The 15598-nt window shown below is 67.5% G+C and carries 12 protein-coding genes; 3 read left to right on the top strand and 9 right to left on the bottom strand.

Annotation, left to right across the window (positions count from 1 at the left end):
• The first annotated feature begins 26 nt into the window (after positions 1-26).
• On the top strand, positions 27-2426 hold the full coding sequence (locus SAZ01S_RS06165) for a TonB-dependent receptor (protein WP_084581067.1): 2400 nt from the start codon (positions 27-29) through the stop codon (positions 2424-2426).
• Positions 2427-2462: 36 nt separating this feature from the next.
• Here the strand turns inward: SAZ01S_RS06165 and SAZ01S_RS06160 are convergent, their stop codons facing one another.
• The 3 genes from SAZ01S_RS06160 to gltX all read right to left on the bottom strand — a co-directional run bounded on the left by SAZ01S_RS06160 (position 2463) and on the right by gltX (position 5824).
• The gene (locus SAZ01S_RS06160) at positions 2463-2933 is read right to left on the bottom strand and encodes a MarR family winged helix-turn-helix transcriptional regulator (RefSeq protein ID WP_084581065.1); all 471 of its coding nucleotides are present in this window, start codon (positions 2931-2933) and stop codon (positions 2463-2465) included.
• A gap of 155 nt (positions 2934-3088) precedes the next feature.
• A complete protein-coding gene (locus SAZ01S_RS06155; RefSeq protein WP_084581063.1) occupies positions 3089-4372 on the bottom strand; it encodes a citrate synthase in 1284 nt (427 codons plus the stop codon).
• A gap of 27 nt (positions 4373-4399) precedes the next feature.
• Positions 4400-5824, bottom strand: a complete 1425-nt coding sequence (gene gltX / locus SAZ01S_RS06150; protein WP_084581061.1) for a glutamate--tRNA ligase — start codon at positions 5822-5824, stop codon at positions 4400-4402.
• Between the two features lie 79 nt (positions 5825-5903).
• On the opposite strand from gltX, the gene SAZ01S_RS06145 reads away from it, so the two are divergent.
• Complete coding sequence (locus SAZ01S_RS06145) at positions 5904-8018, top strand: ComEC/Rec2 family competence protein (protein WP_174596096.1); 2115 nt, start codon at positions 5904-5906, stop codon at positions 8016-8018.
• Positions 8015-8860, top strand: a complete 846-nt coding sequence (bla, locus tag SAZ01S_RS06140; protein WP_084581059.1) for a subclass B3 metallo-beta-lactamase — start codon at positions 8015-8017, stop codon at positions 8858-8860. The genes SAZ01S_RS06145 and bla overlap by 4 nt, the downstream gene beginning before the upstream one ends.
• Positions 8861-8872: 12 nt before the next feature.
• Here bla and SAZ01S_RS06135 read toward each other — a convergent pair whose 3' ends face one another.
• From SAZ01S_RS06135 to astD, 6 genes are all read right to left on the bottom strand, one after another.
• A complete protein-coding gene (locus SAZ01S_RS06135) occupies positions 8873-9778 on the bottom strand; it encodes a hypothetical protein (protein ID WP_218018027.1) in 906 nt (301 codons plus the stop codon).
• Positions 9779-9923: 145 nt separating this feature from the next.
• Entirely contained in the window at positions 9924-10871 is a 948-nt protein-coding gene (locus SAZ01S_RS06130) for a hypothetical protein (RefSeq protein WP_139809956.1), read from the bottom strand.
• 268 nt (positions 10872-11139) lie between these two features.
• The gene (gene lexA / locus SAZ01S_RS06125) at positions 11140-11814 is read right to left on the bottom strand and encodes a transcriptional repressor LexA (protein WP_084581053.1); all 675 of its coding nucleotides are present in this window, start codon (positions 11812-11814) and stop codon (positions 11140-11142) included.
• 57 nt (positions 11815-11871) lie between these two features.
• Positions 11872-13053: a molybdopterin molybdotransferase MoeA gene (locus tag SAZ01S_RS06120; protein WP_084581051.1), complete on the bottom strand. Its 1182-nt coding sequence runs from the start codon at positions 13051-13053 to the stop codon at positions 11872-11874.
• 42 nt (positions 13054-13095) lie between these two features.
• Positions 13096-14037, bottom strand: coding sequence for a PilZ domain-containing protein (locus SAZ01S_RS06115; RefSeq protein WP_245824636.1), 942 nt, complete (start codon positions 14035-14037; stop codon positions 13096-13098).
• A 91-nt stretch (positions 14038-14128) separates the two neighbouring features.
• Entirely contained in the window at positions 14129-15544 is a 1416-nt protein-coding gene (gene astD / locus SAZ01S_RS06110; protein ID WP_084581047.1) for a succinylglutamate-semialdehyde dehydrogenase, read from the bottom strand.
• Between the last annotated feature and the right edge of the window lie 54 nt (positions 15545-15598).

Raw genomic sequence — 15598 nt, 5'->3', positions numbered from 1 at the left:
ACGATTCCGAGCCAGGGGAGGTTGGCATGGCAGGCTTTTCGACGCGCACCCGCGTGCGCACGACGTGCGGCTTGGCGGCGCTGGCAGTGACGGGCACTGCTACCGTTCCAGTCGCGTTCGCGCAGACGGCGGTGCAGACCGAGGCGGCACCGAGCAGCGATGTCTCGCAGGAGATCGTGGTCACGGCGCGTCGCAGGGCAGAGAGCCTGCAGGATACGCCGGTCGCGATCACTGCGCTCAGTGCCGAGACCTTGCAGAACCGCCAGATCCAGCAGACCCAGGATCTCGAGCGTGTCACCCCCAGCCTCCAGTTCAAGCCGGCGGGCCAGCTCTCGGGCAACAGTGCCTCGGCGGTGGTGTTCATTCGCGGCGTCGGCCAAGTTGACCCCACTGCGGCGGTGGATCCGGGCGTCGGCATCTATCTGGACGAGGTCTATCTCGGCCGCGCGGTGGGCGGCGCGATCGACTTCGGCGATATCGACGGCGTCGAGGTGCTGCGCGGGCCGCAGGGCACGCTGTTCGGCCGCAACACCATCGGCGGCGCGATCCTGGTGCGGACCAAGCAGCCCCAGCTTGGCGAGTGGAACGGCCGGGCGCGGCTGCGGGTGGGCGACTATAATCTCCGCGAAGGCTTTGCCGCCCTCAACATCCCGTTGGCGAGCACGCTGGCCGCCCGCGTCTCCGGCGGCTTCCGCAAGCGCGACGGCTATGTGATCCGGGCGGTGGACGGCCTCGATCTTGGCAACGAGGACGGCTATTCGTTCAACGGGGCGTTGAAGTGGCAGCCCTCGACCGATTTCGACCTGTTTCTCCGCGGCGACTATTCGAAGCGCGACGAACATGGCGCGCCGTTCGTGTTTGCCGGGATCAACGAACAGGCGCCGGTCGCCGCAATCGCCAGCGTGGGGGCAGGGTGCCCGGGGGCGACGATCCCCTATGCGCCGCTCACCGCCGGCGATCCGCGCTTCGGGGCGCCGAACGTGCCGATGATCGCCGATCCGCGCTGCGCCAACGATCTTCAGGCGAAGGGCCCGTTCGTCAATGGCGGCACCGCGCCGGTGCTGAGCAATTCGGAAGTCTGGGGCCTCGGTGCCACCGCCAATATCCGGCTGTCGCAGGTGGCGGCGGTGAAGCTGATCTCGGCCTATCGCAACACCAGCTCGCGCGGCATCCGTGATGGTGACAACACGCCGCTCACCCTGATCACCACCGATGTCGGGTCCGAGTCCGGGCAATTCAGCCAGGAAGTCCAGCTCCAGCTCGACTGGGGCAAGGTGAGCGCGATTGTCGGCGGCTATTATTTCAACGAAGTCACCGACGAGCGGGCGACGGTGTTCCTCGCCTATCCGCCCTCGCCGCCGGTGATCCGCTCGATCCTCGCCGGCGGGCCCGGCTCGCGCGATCTCCAGGTCTCGCGGCTGAAGACCGACTCGCTGGCGGGCTTTGGCGAAGTCAGCATCAAACCGGCTGTCGGTCTCGAACTGACCGGCGGCCTGCGTTACACGACCGATCGCAAGACCTTCCTGGGCACGGTGTTCAACCTGTTCCCGTCGAGCCAGCCCGATCCCGATCCGCTGCCGACCAAGGCGGTACCGGAAGGCGGCCCCCTGTTTCTTTACCACCGGCCGTTCGCCAAATCCTTCTCGGCTCTCACCGGATCGGCCAGCGTGCAGTATCGCTGGACCAACGCGATCAGCACCTATGCTTCCTATGCCCGCAGCTTCAAATCGGGCGGGTTCAACACCCGCTACAATGCCGCGCCGCCGGGCAATGTGCCGGTGCCGTTCGACGAGGAAAGCGTCACCAGCTACGAAGTGGGCGTGAAGACCAATATCGGCCGGCTGCGCTTCAACCTCGCAGCGTTCCAAGCCGATTACGATAATATCCAGCTGATCTTCCGCCAGGGCGTGGTGCCGTTGCTGTTCAACGCCGGCAAGGCGCGGATCCGCGGCGTCGAGGCGGAGGCGAACCTACGCACGGCGTTCGGCCTCAGCATCGATGGCGGTCTGAGTGTCCTCGACGACAAGATCCGCAGCATCACGCCGGTGCCGGGTGCCACCGCCACGGTGACGCCGAACGACGACCTGCCGCTGACGCCTGCACTGACCGCCAATCTCGCGCTCGGCTATGACATCGCCATGGGCGGCGGGATGACCCTGACCCCGCGGGTCGATGCCAGCTATACCTCCAAGATCACCTTCATCACCGGCAGCATCCCGCTGATCGAGGAGGACGGCTATGTCGTCGCCAACGGATCGCTGACGCTGAAGCTGAACGATCGCTACGAAGTGAGCGCCGGCGTCAACAACCTGCTCGACTCGCGCTATCTCATCCAGGGCAACGCCTCGCTGGCGACGCTGGGCTATGCCGAGCGCATGTATGCGAGGCCGCGCAACTGGTACCTGCAGCTCTCGGGTCGCTTCTGAGAGGCGGCCGGCGCGGCGCCGCGCCGGCCGCCTGCCTCAGGCCTCGCCGTTCTCGTCGCTTTCGGGCGCCGGGCTGCGGCGCTCGATGCGGCCGAGCAGGTCGAGCAGCAGCGTGCGTTCCTCGATACTGAGATCGTCGAGCATGCGGTGCTCGTGCGCCTCGATCCGCGCTACCGCGTCCGCTAGCGCCGCGGTGCCCGCCTTGGTCACGGTGAGCGCGAAGGCGCGCCGATCGCTGGCGTCGACCCCACGCTCGACGAGCTGCTTGTCGACCAAGTCGTTGATCAGCGCGACCATGTTGGCGCGCTTGATGCCGAGCATCCGCCCCGCCGCGCCCTGGTTGATGCCCGGATTGGCCGCGACGATCGACAGCACCGCGAACGGCACTTGGCGCAGCCCGCTGCCCTCCATCGCCGCGCTGAAATCGGCTGCAAAGGCGCTCGACGCGCGACGCAAATGATAGCCCACGAGCGGCGCGAGCGCGCCCAGACGCGTTTCCCCTGACATCCCGCGTGCAAGCCATGTTTCCCGGGCGGCGTCAATCCAGCCGGATCAAAGCGCTCCGGGGAGACGGGACGGGGCAAAGAAAAACGGCACCACCGCGGATGCGGGGTGCCGTTGTTTCTGCTGCGATTGTCCGGGCAGGAACCCGGGCGTCAGGCTCAGCGCTGGCTGACGGGCACGTAGTCGCGCTGCGTCGGGCCGGTATAGAGCTGGCGCGGACGGCCGATCTTCTGCTCGGGATCCGAGATCATTTCGTTCCACTGCGCCACCCAGCCGACGGTGCGGGCCAGGGCGAACAGCGCGGTGAACATCGTCGTCGGGAAGCCGATCGCCGACAGGATCACGCCCGAATAGAAGTCGACGTTCGGGAACAGCTTCTTCTCGACGAAATAGTCGTCCTTGAGTGCCATTTCCTCGAGCTGCAGCGCCACTTCGAACACGGGGTCCGAAACGTTGAGCGAGGCGAACACTTCGCGCACGGTCTTCTGCATCACGGTCGCGCGCGGATCGTAGTTCTTGTACACGCGGTGGCCGAAGCCCATCAGGCGGAACGGATCGTTCTTGTCCTTCGCACGGGCGATGAACTCGGGGATGCGCTCCGGACGGCCGATCTCGTGCAGCATGTTGAGCGCCGCTTCGTTGGCGCCGCCATGCGCCGGGCCCCACAGACAGGCGATGCCGGCCGCGATGCAGGCGAACGGATTGGCGCCCGACGAACCGGCAAGGCGCACGGTCGAGGTCGAGGCGTTCTGCTCGTGATCGGCATGGAGGATGAAGATGCGGTCGAGCGCCTTCTCCACCACCGGGTTCACTTCATATTCCTCGGCCGGAACGCCGAAGGTCATGCGCAGGAAGTTACCGGTGTAGCTCAGGTCGTTCTTCGGATAGAGGAACGGCTGGCCGACGCTGTACTTGTACGCCATCGCCGCGATCGTGGGCATCTTGGCGATCAGGCGGTGCGACGCGATCATGCGCTGCTGCGGATCGGTGATGTCGGTCGAATCGTGGTAGAAGGCCGAAAGCGCGCCGACGACGCCGCACATCACCGCCATCGGGTGCGCGTCGCGACGGAAGCCGCGATAGAAGGTCGCCAGCTGCTCGTGCAGCATGGTGTGGCGGGTGATGGTGTTCTCGAACTTGGTCAGTTCGTCCTGCGTCGGCAGCTCGCCGTTGAGCAGCAGGTACGAGACCTCCATGAAGCTCGAATTCTCGGCTAGCTGGCCGATCGGGTAGCCGCGGTGGAGCAGCACGCCCTCGTCGCCGTCGATGAAGGTCAGGCCCGACTCGCAGCTCGCGGTCGAGGTGAAGCCCGGATCGTAGGTGAAGGCGCCGGTCTGCGCATAGAGCTTGCGGATGTCGACGACATCCGGCCCGGTGCTGCCCTTCAGGACGGGATATTCGACGTCTTTCCCCGCAATCTGCAGTTTGGCGGTATCGCTCATGTAGTCGTCCTTTCCTTCGACCCGTTTTCAGGCGGGCGTACGCATCTGATCCGCGATGCGGGCGAGGCTTTCCTCGCGTCCCAGCAGCGCCAGGACATCGAAGATACCCGGAGAAGTTCGGCGGCCGGTTAACGCCGCACGCAGCGGCTGCGCCAGATTGCCGAGCTTCACGCCCGCGTCGTCCGCGACGGTGCGTACCGCCGCTTCGAGCGCCTCCGTATCCCACGTTACCAATCCGTCAAGCGCGGTGTGTAAACGGGCGAGCAGGGTGCGCGCATCGCCCTCTAGCAGAGCGGCCGCACCCTCGTCCATTTCCAGTGGGCGAGTGCGAAAAAGAAAGCCTGCACCATCCGCAAGTTCGAGGAGATTGGCGGCACGCGGCTTCAGCGCAGCCATGCTGCGGCGCAGAAGGTCAACCTGCGAGTCGCTGGCTTCGAACGGCAGGCGCGCAGCGACCAGATCGGCCAGTCGCGCATCGTCCGACTGGCGGATATAGTGACCATTGAGGTTCTCGAGCTTCTTCAGGTCGAACCGGCTTGGCGACTTGCCGACACCCGCCAGATCGAACCATTCGATCGCCTGCGCGCGGCTGATGATCTCGTCGTCGCCATGCCCCCAGCCGAGGCGGAGGAGATAGTTGAACACCGCCTCCGGCAGCAGGCCGAGTTCGTCGCGATAGGCATCGACGCCGAGCGCCCCGTGGCGCTTGGAGAGCTTGGCACCGTCCGCACCGTGGATCAGCGGGATATGCGCGTATTCCGGCTCGTCCCAGCCCATCGCGCGATAGATCGGCAGCTGGCGGAAGGCGTTGTTGAGATGGTCGTCGCCGCGGATGACATGGGTGACGCCCATGTCGTTGTCGTCGACGACCACGGCCAGCATGTAGGTCGGCGTGCCGTCCGAGCGCAGCAGCACGAGATCGTCGATCTCGGCATTCTGCACGGTCACCTCGCCCTGGACATGGTCGCGGATCGTCACCGCGCCCTCGGTGGGCGCCTTGAGGCGGACGACGTGCGGGATGGCGGGATCGCCATCGGTGCGGTCGCGCCAGGGCGAGCGGATGCGCAGCGGCTTCTTCGCGGCTTCAGCCTCGGCGCGCATCGCGGCGAGTTCGTCCTGCGTCAGGTAGCAGCGATAGGCCGCACCCCGCGCGATCATCGCGTTCGCTACTTCCGCATGGCGGGCGGCGCGGGCAAACTGATAGACTTCGTCGCCGTCCCAATCGAGCCCGAGCCAGCGCAGGCCGTCGAGGATCGCCTCGATCGCGGGCTGGGTCGAGCGCGCGCGATCGGTATCCTCGATGCGCAGCAGGAACGTTCCGCCATGGTGGCGGGCGAACAGCATGTTGAACAGCGCGGTGCGCGCCCCGCCGATATGGAGGAAGCCGGTCGGCGAGGGGGCGAAGCGCGTGACGACGGGCTTGGCGGGGGTGGTTTCTTGTGTTGCGCTCAAGCGCGCATGCTCCCAGTCTGTTGTCTCAATGGCCAGTTCAGCCGCCGCGGCCCCTAGCACGGGGTTTCCGGGCCTTCAAATGGGGGCAGGGTGGGGATTCCCCAAGGGGCGGGGGGTGATCGAGCCTTGGCTGGAAGCGGAACGGGGCCAATTGCCGCTCTGGTTGCCGGTGGCCTTCGGGGCGGGGATCACCGCCTGGTTCGTGCTCGATGATGCCCGGCAGTGGGTCGGCTTCTTGGTCGGCGCGCTGGGCGTAGCGGCATCCGGGGCTGTACTGCCAGGCCGATCGGGAAGAGTCGTGCTGCTCGCCGGCCTGCTGTTAGCGGCGGGGTGTGGTGCGATCTGGTGGCGTGCCGAGAGCGTTTCGGCACCGGTGCTCGCACGACCGACGATCGTGACGTTCGAGGCGGAGGTACTGCGGGTCGACAGCCTTTCGGCGCGCGGCCTGGTGCGGCTGGTGCTCGCCCCCATCGCGCGGGCGGACCTGCCGCCGCGGGTGCGGGTGAATGTCGATGTGGCTGCGGTGCCGAGCGGGATCGGCGTTGGTGCGCGGGTGGCGCTGCGGGCCCGCCTGCTGCCGCCGCCGGGCCCCTCGGTACCCGGCGCCTATGATTTTCGTCGAGTCGCCTGGTTCGACGGGATCGGTGCGACCGGCAAGGCACTGGACGTGGTGACGTTGCGCCGCCCGCCCCCCAGAGCAGGGCAGGATCTGCGCGCGGCGCTGTCGGCACATATCGAGGCGAAGCTGCCCGGGAGTGCCGGGGGCATCGCCAGCGCATTGGCGACCGGCGACGAGGGGGCGATCACCGAGGACGACAGCGAGGCGATGCGGCGGGCGGGGCTCGCCCATCTGCTCTCGGTCAGCGGCTTGCACGTAACCGCCGTCACCGGCGCGACGATGCTGGTGGTGCTCCGCCTGCTCGCGCTCAGCCCCTGGCTGGCGCTGAGGGTGCAGCTGCCGCTGGTCGCGGCGGGCGCGGGGGCGTTGGCGGCGATCGGCTATACCTGGCTGACCGGGGGGCAGGTGCCGACGATCCGGTCCTGCGTCGCCGCGTTGCTGGTGCTGGTGGCGCTGAGCCTGGGGCGCGAGGCACTGACCCTGCGGCTGGTCGCAGCCGGCGCGATGGTGGTGCTGCTGCTCTGGCCGGAGGCGCTGGCCGGCCCCAGCTTCCAGCTGAGCTTCACCGCTGTCGCCGCGATCGTTGCGCTGCACGAGAGCCCGCACATGCACCACTGGTTCGAGGCGCGTGAGGAGGGGGTTGCGCGACGGGTTGCACGCGAGGCGGGGTCGCTGCTGCTCACCGGCATTCTTGTCGAACTGGCGCTGATGCCGATCGGGCTGTTCCACTTCCACAAGGGCGGGGTGTACGGCGCGGTTGCCAATATTGCGGCGATCCCGCTGACCACCTTCGTGGTGATGCCACTGGAGGCGCTGGCACTGGTAGCCGATCTGGTGGGCCTGGGCGCGCCGTTCTGGTGGCTGACCGCCAAGGCGATGGCGGTGCTGCTGTGGATCGCCCACACGGCAGGGAGCGCGCCCGGATCGGTCGCCGCGCTACCAGTGATGCCCGCCGGCGCCTTTGCCTGCATGGTGCTGGGCGGGCTCTGGCTCGGGCTGTGGCGGACGCGGGTGCGGCTGGCGGGTGTGGTGCCGCTGGTCGCCGGTGCGATCTGGGCGCTGGCGACGCCCGGCCCGGACCTGCTGGTGACCGGCGACGGCCGCCATGTCGCGCTGCGGATGACCGACGGCAGCTTCGCCCTGCTGCGCGATCGTGCGGGCGATTTTACCCGACAGGTGCTGGGCGAGAATGGCGGCGTGGAGCCGGAGGCACTGGCTGCGCTCGCCGAACGGCCCGATGCGCGGTGCAGCGTCGATCTATGCATGGCGGACATCGTGCAGGGCGGGCGGCAGTGGCGGGTAGCGGCAACCCGGAGCGCCTATCCGGTGGCATGGCGCCAACTGGTGGAGGTCTGCGCCGTCAGCGATGTGGTGGTGAGCGACCGGCGGCTACCGCGCGCCTGCCACCCCCGCTGGCTGCGGCTCGATCGCGCGGTGCTGGCGCGGACCGGCGGCGTCGCGATCACCTTCGCGGGCGGAAGCATTCGCACCGTGCGTGAGGCGGGGCATCATCCGTGGCTTGACCCGCCCACCGTCGAGCCGCCATTCAGCGCCGCGAAGGGAGATCGACGATGATCCGGATTCTGCTTGCGGCCTCGGCACTTGGCCTCGCCTCCCCGGCGCTGGCCCAAAGTACCGACTGGGCCAAGGTACGCGCCGAGTGGAACCAGCCGATGGCGCCGTTCCGGATCCTCGGCAACGTCCATTATGTCGGGACGACCGGCATCGCCGCCTATCTGATCACGAGCCCGCAGGGGCACATCCTGATCGACGGCGGCATGCCGGAAAGCGCGCCGCTGATCGCCGCCAATATCGAGAAGCTCGGCTTCAAGCTCACCGACGTGAAGATCCTGCTGATCAACCACGCGCACTGGGATCATGAAGGCGGCCTTGCCGAGCTCAAGCGCCGCACCGGCGCGCGGCTGCTGGCGAGCGCCGCGGACACACCCGCGCTGGAGGCAGGGCGGGCGGATTATCGCCCGGACATCACCATCGCCGCCCCGCCGGTGAAGGTGGATGCGCAGCTGAAGGACGGCGAGGAGATCCGTCTCGGCACCAACACGCTCGTCGCGCATCTCACGCCGGGCCATACCAAGGGCTGCACCAGCTTCACGATGCAGGTGCCCTCGGGTGGCGACAGCCTGACGGTGTTGTTTGCCTGCAGCCTCAGTGTTGCCGACCAGCCGTTGACCCCGGGCCATGGCTATGACGCGGCGCCGGCCGATTTCCACGCGACCTTTGCCAAGCTGCGCGCAACCCAGGCGGACGTGTTCCTCGCCTTTCATGCCGAGCAGTTCGATCTTGCGGCCAAGCGCGCCAAGCAGCTTGCTGGCGATGCCGAGGCATTCGTCGATCCCGGCGAGCTTGGCCGCCGGCTGGATGCCGCACAAAAGGCGTTCGAGGCAGCCGCACGCTGAGGCGGCAGCGCCTTACCTGGGAGCAGCGCCCGCGGGATCCTTGTCGTTCGGTTTCAGGATCTCGCGGACGATCTTGCCTTGGGTGGTCGAGGCCAGGGTGTTGGGGGCGCCGCTGTACAGGCCGCGCAGATAGCCGCGATCGAAGCGCGTCATTTCGGACGCGGGCGAGATGGTGCCGGGATCGAACAGGGTGAGAATGGTCTCCCCGCGGGTTGTGCGCGGCGGGCGTACACCGGCGAGGCTGCGCATCGCTACATAGTCGCCGATCTGCCGCGGCGATTTGCCGAGCACGGCAGCGCGTTCGACCAGCACCACCGACGCGAGCACATCGCGGCGGACCGGCGTGACGATTCTCGATGCGATCGGCACGCGCAGCACCCCGTGGCTGTCGATCCGGTCGCCATCGCGACTGCGGGTCTCGCTGTTGCTCCAGGCGCGCACCGGGCCCTTCTCGTTGACGATGGTGCGGATCTCCGAGGGCGACCGATCACCGAATACCCACCATTTGCGCCGGACCAGTGCGGCGACCTCGCTGCCGACATTGTCGACGAACAGAACGATGACGTTCGGTTTGCAGCCATCGCCCGCCAGGCGCAGTCCGGCCAGTTCGGCATCTTCTGCGAGCCGATCGCCGATCGCCTCGAGGACTGGACGATCGAGACCGCCGCTGCCGAAGCATACGGAGTCGTTGAAACGCGGCATCGGCTCGTCGGAAAGGTCAGGCGGGGCGATCGCGCGCGTCAGCGATCGGATCTCGGCCTTTGGCGGCAGCGGTCGCCCGGTGACGATGATGGGATCGCCGGTACCCCCGCTTTGTGGCTTGACTGGCGGCGGGGTGCCTTCCTGCGGCGCCTGCTGCGCCAGCGCCGAACCGGCGAGCATCAGGGCAACTGGCACTACCAGAGGCAAAACGCGCATCGCATTCTTCCCATAGCCTGTCCGGATTGTGCCACAGCGCGCGGGAATCGCGAAGAAAAATGGAGGTCCTCCGTCGGGTGGCACTTAGGGTGGTCACGCCGTCGCCCCGACGCACAGTCGCATCACCGTGTTCGTAGCCGCCCCGCTATTCGGGGTGTTCCCGAGCGGTAACGGCAGGAACCCGGGGCGGGGCGCCTGCGAGGATGGTGCGGGTGATCTTGCCGATCTTCAGTGCGGCATATTGGTTCGCATTTCCCGCATAGAGGCCCTTCAGATACCCGCGGTCGAACACGGTGAGCGCCTCCGGTGGCTCGGTCATGTCGGCATCGAACAGCGTGAGGATGGAATCCCGTCCGCTGGCATGATTGGGCCGGATGACGGCCAAGGTGCGCATGGACAGATAGTCGGCGACTTGCGTCGTCGTCTTGCCGATCACGGCCGCGCGTTCGACCAGCACGATCGACACCAGCATGTCGCGCTGTACGCGCGCCTCGATTCGCGAGGCCGTGGGGCTGGACATGACGACGCCCTCGTTGACCGGCAGGTTCTTGGCCAGCACGGCTTCGCCGCGCGGCATCCCCTGGGCACTGCGCAACTCGCTGTTGCTCCATGCGCGGACCGGTCCTGCTTCGTGGGTGATCGTGCGGACTTCGGCGGGCAGCCTGTCGCCGAACAGCCACCAGCGGCGCGCGAGCAGCATCTTCACAGCCCGGTCGACGTCGTTGACGAACAGGATCGCCACGTTCGGCTTGCAACCGGAACCCGCCAGCTGGAGCCCTGCCAGCATCGCATTCTCGGCCAGGCGATCGCCAATCCGTTCCATGGTCGGCCGGTCCAGCCCGGTCGAAGCAAAACAGACCGGCGCGTCGAACCGCGGCAGTGGCTCTTCAAAGGGCACCACTGGCGTAATTGCCTGGACCAGGTTGCGAACGGTGGCGCGATCCGGTGCCTTCAGCGTCGTCACCACGATGGGATCGGCAGCGGTGTTCGGCTTCGGCAGCGCGCCAGCGGTTGCGGACTTGGGGGCGTCGGCCTTAGACGCTTCCTGCGCCAGCGCCGGCATCGACAACAAAACGCTGCCGATCGCGATCAATCCGAGCCGCATTGCACGTCTCCCACCCCATCCGCACCCGATAGCCGAGCACTGATGTCATGGGAGGAAGAATATCCAAAAGAAACGGCCCAATCAACCTACTAGGTCGTAAGCAGACTAGGTATGGGTGGCATCATATCAGAGCAGTTTTAGCAGACCACGCAGTACGATACGTACCCAACTCCGCAAACCTGTGACTTTCCAATGCGCATACGAAGAGAGGGGGGGAAGGAGTTATTGCCCCGAAACCTCTCCATAGCGAATGCCGTCAATAGCGCCGCAGCAATCCGGCAAGCCGCCCTTGTACCCGCACCTGGTCCGGACGATAGCGTTGCGGCGTATAGTCGCGGTTCGCAGGGTCGAGACGCACCATCGCGCCTTCCTTGCGGAAATACTTCAGCGTCGCTTCGGCATCGTCGATCAGCGCGACCACGATCTCGCCGTCCCGCGCCGTTTCGGTCCGCCGGATCAGCGCATAGTCGCCGTCGAGAATACCGGCCTCTACCATCGAGTCGCCGGCAACTTCGAGCGCATAATGCTCGCCCGCGCCCAGCAGCGCCGCGGGCACCGGCAGCATGGTCGAGCCTTCCAGCGCCTCGATCGGAGTACCGGCAGCGATGCGGCCGTGCAGCGGGATCTCTACCACGTCATTGGCCGGGGCGGGCAACACTGCGGTTGCTGCCGTCGCGGCCAACTTCGGAGCCTTGGCAGCAGGCTTGCGTTCGCCGCGTTCCGGCATCCGCAGCACCTCAAGCGCGCGGGCGCGATTGGGCAGACGGCGGATGAACTCGCGTTCCTCCAGCGCGCTGATCAGGCGGTGCACGCCCGACTTCGACTTCAGGTCGAGCGCTTCCTTCATCTCTTCGAACGAGGGCGATACCCCGGTTTCGGCAAGACGGTCGGAAATGAAGCAGATCAGCTCGTGCTGCTTGCGCGTGAGCATCCAATCCTCCGGGTCCAGAACAGACTGGGAACGTTTATGCAATGTTCCGGCGGACTGTCAAGCGATGTCTAGAATTTCCACCATTTCGGATATTTTCGCCGCTGGCGCGTGCGGCGGTCGCAGGATCAGGCAGGTGCTCCGCGCCAGGGTGCGGAGCACCGAGCTGTCCTGGATCGCCGCGGCATAGACCTTGCCGTCGATCACCGCGCCGCGAAGATAGTCGGTGCGCGGGCCATTGGCGGCTAGTGGCTCGCCAAGCATGGCAGTGCGGGTTGGCGGCAGCGGTTCGGCAGCACCGGAACGCTTCGCGATCAACGGCTTCGCGAACAACAGCGCGGTGACGAACACCGACACCGGGTTGCCCGGCAGCCCCAACACGACCATCTCGCCGCGCCTGCCGGCCATCATCGGCTTGCCCGGCCGTAGCGCGATCCGCCAAAAGTCGATCGTCGCGCCTGCGGCTTCCAGCGCTGGGCGGACCAGGTCGTGATCGCCGACCGAGGCGCCGCCGCTGGTTATCAGCAGATCAGCATCGACCGTGGCGAAGGCGTGGGTGAGCGCGTCCATATCGTCGGGCAGGATGCCGAGGTCGAGAATCTCGATCGGCAGGTCGGCGAGTTGGGCCGCGAGCATCGTGCGGTTCGATTCGGGGATCTGGGCGGGGCCGGTCGATGTGCCTGGCGCAACCAGCTCGTCGCCGGTCGCCGCGATGGCGACACGCACTTTGCGATGGACTGCCAGGCGGGCATGTCCGGCGATCGCGGCCAGCGCGATCCGCGCCGGGGTCAGCCGCTCCCCGGCGGAAATCAGGCTTTCGCCTTCGCTGAAATCGAGCCCGCGTCGGCGGGTGTTCCGGCCGCGATGGGAGGGACCTTCGCCGGCAAGATCCAGCCGATCGCCCTCGCGGGCCGCCTCTTCCTGCACCAGCACCGTGTCGGCGCCCGCAGGCATTGGCGCGCCGGTAAAGATCCGCACCGCCTCACCGGCGGAAACCGTGCCGGCAAAGCCGGCACCCGCCGCGCTTTCGCCGATCACCCGCCATGGCCCAGGCAGATCGTCGAAGCGGATCGCATAGCCGTCCATCGCCGAGAGATCGTTCTCGGGCTGGGTACGCCGCGCGACGACGGGTTCGGCGGCCCATCGGCCGACGGCCTCCGCCAACGACACGGTCTCGATCGGGGTCCGGCCGGCAAGCGCGAGCAATAGCGCCTGCGCTTCGGCAATGGGGAGCAGCGCCATGGCCAACCGCTTGGCGGCGCGGGCGCGGCGATGCAAGCGGCTTCAGCCGGTGCGCCTGTTCGCGGTGAGCGTGCGAAGCTCGGCGTCGCGCAGCGGCATGCGGAACTCAGCGAGCGTACGGCCGTGCCGCGCCTGGAGCACCCGCACCGGCCCTCCGCCGATTTCGGGCAAGGCGATCCACAGCCCCGCACCCGGCGCGAACCCCTGCCGCGCCTCGAATTCCACCTGCGTCGCGGTAAGCGCATGGATGCGGCAATTCCACCAGCGCACCCCTTCGCGGACACGCCCTGGCAGGTCGAGGCGGAGCGCCAGCTTGTCGAGCAGCAGTCCCTCGGCATCGATCCCGGCCGCGCTCGGCAGCGGTGCCTGCTGCAGGCTGCGCAACCAGGGGAACAGGGTCTGCCACCCCAGCTCCTCGGCGAAGACGATGCCGGCGGTCTCGCGCGAGACCCAGCGGACCGTGCCGTCGAGCGCGCGCAACCCGTCGAAGGTGAGGCGCACCGCGGTGTCGGCGGTGAGCCAGCGCGCCTCGACGCCGACGCCGCCTTGCGAGATGTCGCGCGTGCGGAACTGCTCGACCACGCCGCCGCAATGCACACCGACGGTCTGGCGCAGCTCGATGCGCGGCAGGCGGCGACGCTCGGCGGTGGTCCGGGCGAGGTGCTGCGCAACCATCCCGAGCACGTCGACCGGCGCATCGAAGGCGAGGCCGGCTTCGGTCCCGTCCGACCATAGCGTACGCCCGATCAGCGGTTCGCCGCTGCCGAGATGCAGCTGGACCGGCATCTGCTCGGCAAGTTCGTGCGCGACCCGCAGTCGCGCGCCCGCACGACCGATCCAGTGCACGCGGCAGCCCAGGGAATCGCCGGCACAGGCAAGCAGGGCAGGATCCAGCGTTTCCGCCGACGCGATGCCCGCAGCGCGGGGTGTCGGCAGATCGTGCGTCAGGCTGAAGATCGTCGCGGACGTATGCCCCGAATCCATGCTGTTACCCCGTCCGAAGGGGGGGACCATGCGGGCGGGGGCCTGAAACCGCCGTTAAGCGGCAGGGTTGCGAAAAGCCTAACGCGGGCGGTCAGGCGTCGCGCAGGCCCACGCCCATCGCCGCCCGCGCCTGCTCGGACTCGGACGACACCACGGGGTATGCGCAATAGTCGGCGGCATAATAGGCGCTCGGCCGGTGATTGCCTGACCAGCCGACTCCGCCGAACGGCGCGGCCGAGGAGGCACCATTGGTCGGCTTGTTCCAGTTGACGATGCCGGCGCGGATGTTCGCCCAGAACTGGTCGTAGAGCCGCGGCTCCTGGCTGACCAGGCTGGCAGAGAGGCCGTAGCGGGTATCGTTGGCCTCGGCGATCGCGTCCTCGAAGCTGGTCTTGCGGAATACCTGGAGGATCGGGCCGAACAGCTCGACATCCACCTTCTCGCGGGCGCCGGTCATGTCGACCACGCCGGGGGTGAGGAAAGGACGGTTCTCGATCGGCCGCTCCATGTGGCGCAGCGGGCGCCCGCCCATGGTGGAGAGCGTCAGAAAGCTCTCGGTGAGCATGTCGGCGGTGTTGTTGTCGATCACCGGGCCCATGAAGGGCTGCGGATCGGCATGCGGTTCGCCGATGATCAGGCGGCCGATCAGCTTGTCGAGCTCGGCCATCAGCGGCTCGAACAGCTTCTCGTCGACGATCAAGCGGCGCGCGGCCGTGCAGCGCTGGCCGGCCGTGGTGAAGGCGGATTGCACCACCAGCACCGCGGCCGAATAGAGATCCGGCGTGTTCCACACCACGATCGGGTTGTTGCCGCCCATCTCCAGCGCGAGGATTTTTTCAGGCCGCGCGGCGAACTGGCGGTTGAGTGCGATGCCGGTGGTCGCCGAACCGGTGAACAGTAGCCCGTCGATATCCGGATGGCTGGCCAGCGCCTTGCCCTGCTCCGGCCCGCCGACGAGCAGGCGAATACAGCCCTCGGGAATGCCCGCGGCATGGAAGCACTCGACGAGGAAGGCGCCGCTGGCGGGGGTTTTCTCCGAAGGCTTGAACACCACCGCGTTGCCGGCGAGCAGCGCGGGGACGATGTGGCCGTTCGGCAGATGCGCCGGGAAGTTATAGGGCCCGAGCACTGCGAGCACGCCGTGCGGCTTGTGCCGGAGGGCGAGCCGCGTGTTCATCGGCGCCTCGATCCGGCGCTGGCCGGTGCGCTCCGAATAGCTGGTGACCGAGATATCGACCTTGGCGATCACCGTCTCGACTTCGGTGCGCGCTTCCCACAGCGGCTTGCCGGTCTCGCGGGCGAGCAGGTCGGTGAAGGCATCGGCGCGTTGCCGCACGACATTGGCGAAGCGCCGCAAGGCCTCGATGCGCACCGCGAGCGGTCGCGCCGCCCAGGCCGCCCAGCTCGCGCGGGCGATCGCTACTTCGGTATCGGCATCCCCGATCGCATGGCGCCAGAGCACGGCGCCCGTTGCGGGCTCGGTCGAAAGAAGTTCGTGTTCCGGCATCGGCCTTCTATTTTCTTGGTGTAACGCCCCGGTTTGGCCTGCTCTTGCCCGAAA

Source organism: Sphingomonas azotifigens NBRC 15497, assembly GCF_002091475.1.
Lineage (GTDB): Bacteria > Pseudomonadota > Alphaproteobacteria > Sphingomonadales > Sphingomonadaceae > Sphingomonas > Sphingomonas azotifigens.
The sequence above is the reverse complement of the archived record's forward strand: the minus strand, read 5'-3'. Positions and strand labels throughout refer to the sequence as shown.

Excerpts from the sequence above, each read along its gene's own strand:
- SAZ01S_RS06165 (WP_084581067.1), top strand. The coding sequence starts at position 27 with ATGGCAGGCTTTTCGACGCGCACCCGCGTGCGCACGACGTGCGGCTTG.
- SAZ01S_RS06160 (WP_084581065.1), bottom strand. The coding sequence starts at position 2,933 with ATGTCAGGGGAAACGCGTCTGGGCGCGCTCGCGCCGCTCGTGGGCTAT.
- SAZ01S_RS06155 (WP_084581063.1), bottom strand. The coding sequence starts at position 4,372 with ATGAGCGATACCGCCAAACTGCAGATTGCGGGGAAAGACGTCGAATAT.
- SAZ01S_RS06145 (WP_174596096.1), top strand. The coding sequence starts at position 5,904 with ATGGGGGCAGGGTGGGGATTCCCCAAGGGGCGGGGGGTGATCGAGCCT.
- bla (WP_084581059.1), top strand. The coding sequence starts at position 8,015 with ATGATCCGGATTCTGCTTGCGGCCTCGGCACTTGGCCTCGCCTCCCCG.
- SAZ01S_RS06135 (WP_218018027.1), bottom strand. The coding sequence starts at position 9,778 with ATGCGCGTTTTGCCTCTGGTAGTGCCAGTTGCCCTGATGCTCGCCGGT.
- lexA (WP_084581053.1), bottom strand. The coding sequence starts at position 11,814 with ATGCTCACGCGCAAGCAGCACGAGCTGATCTGCTTCATTTCCGACCGT.
- SAZ01S_RS06120 (WP_084581051.1), bottom strand. The coding sequence starts at position 13,053 with ATGGCGCTGCTCCCCATTGCCGAAGCGCAGGCGCTATTGCTCGCGCTT.
- SAZ01S_RS06115 (WP_245824636.1), bottom strand. The coding sequence starts at position 14,037 with ATGGATTCGGGGCATACGTCCGCGACGATCTTCAGCCTGACGCACGAT.
- astD (WP_084581047.1), bottom strand. The coding sequence starts at position 15,544 with ATGCCGGAACACGAACTTCTTTCGACCGAGCCCGCAACGGGCGCCGTG.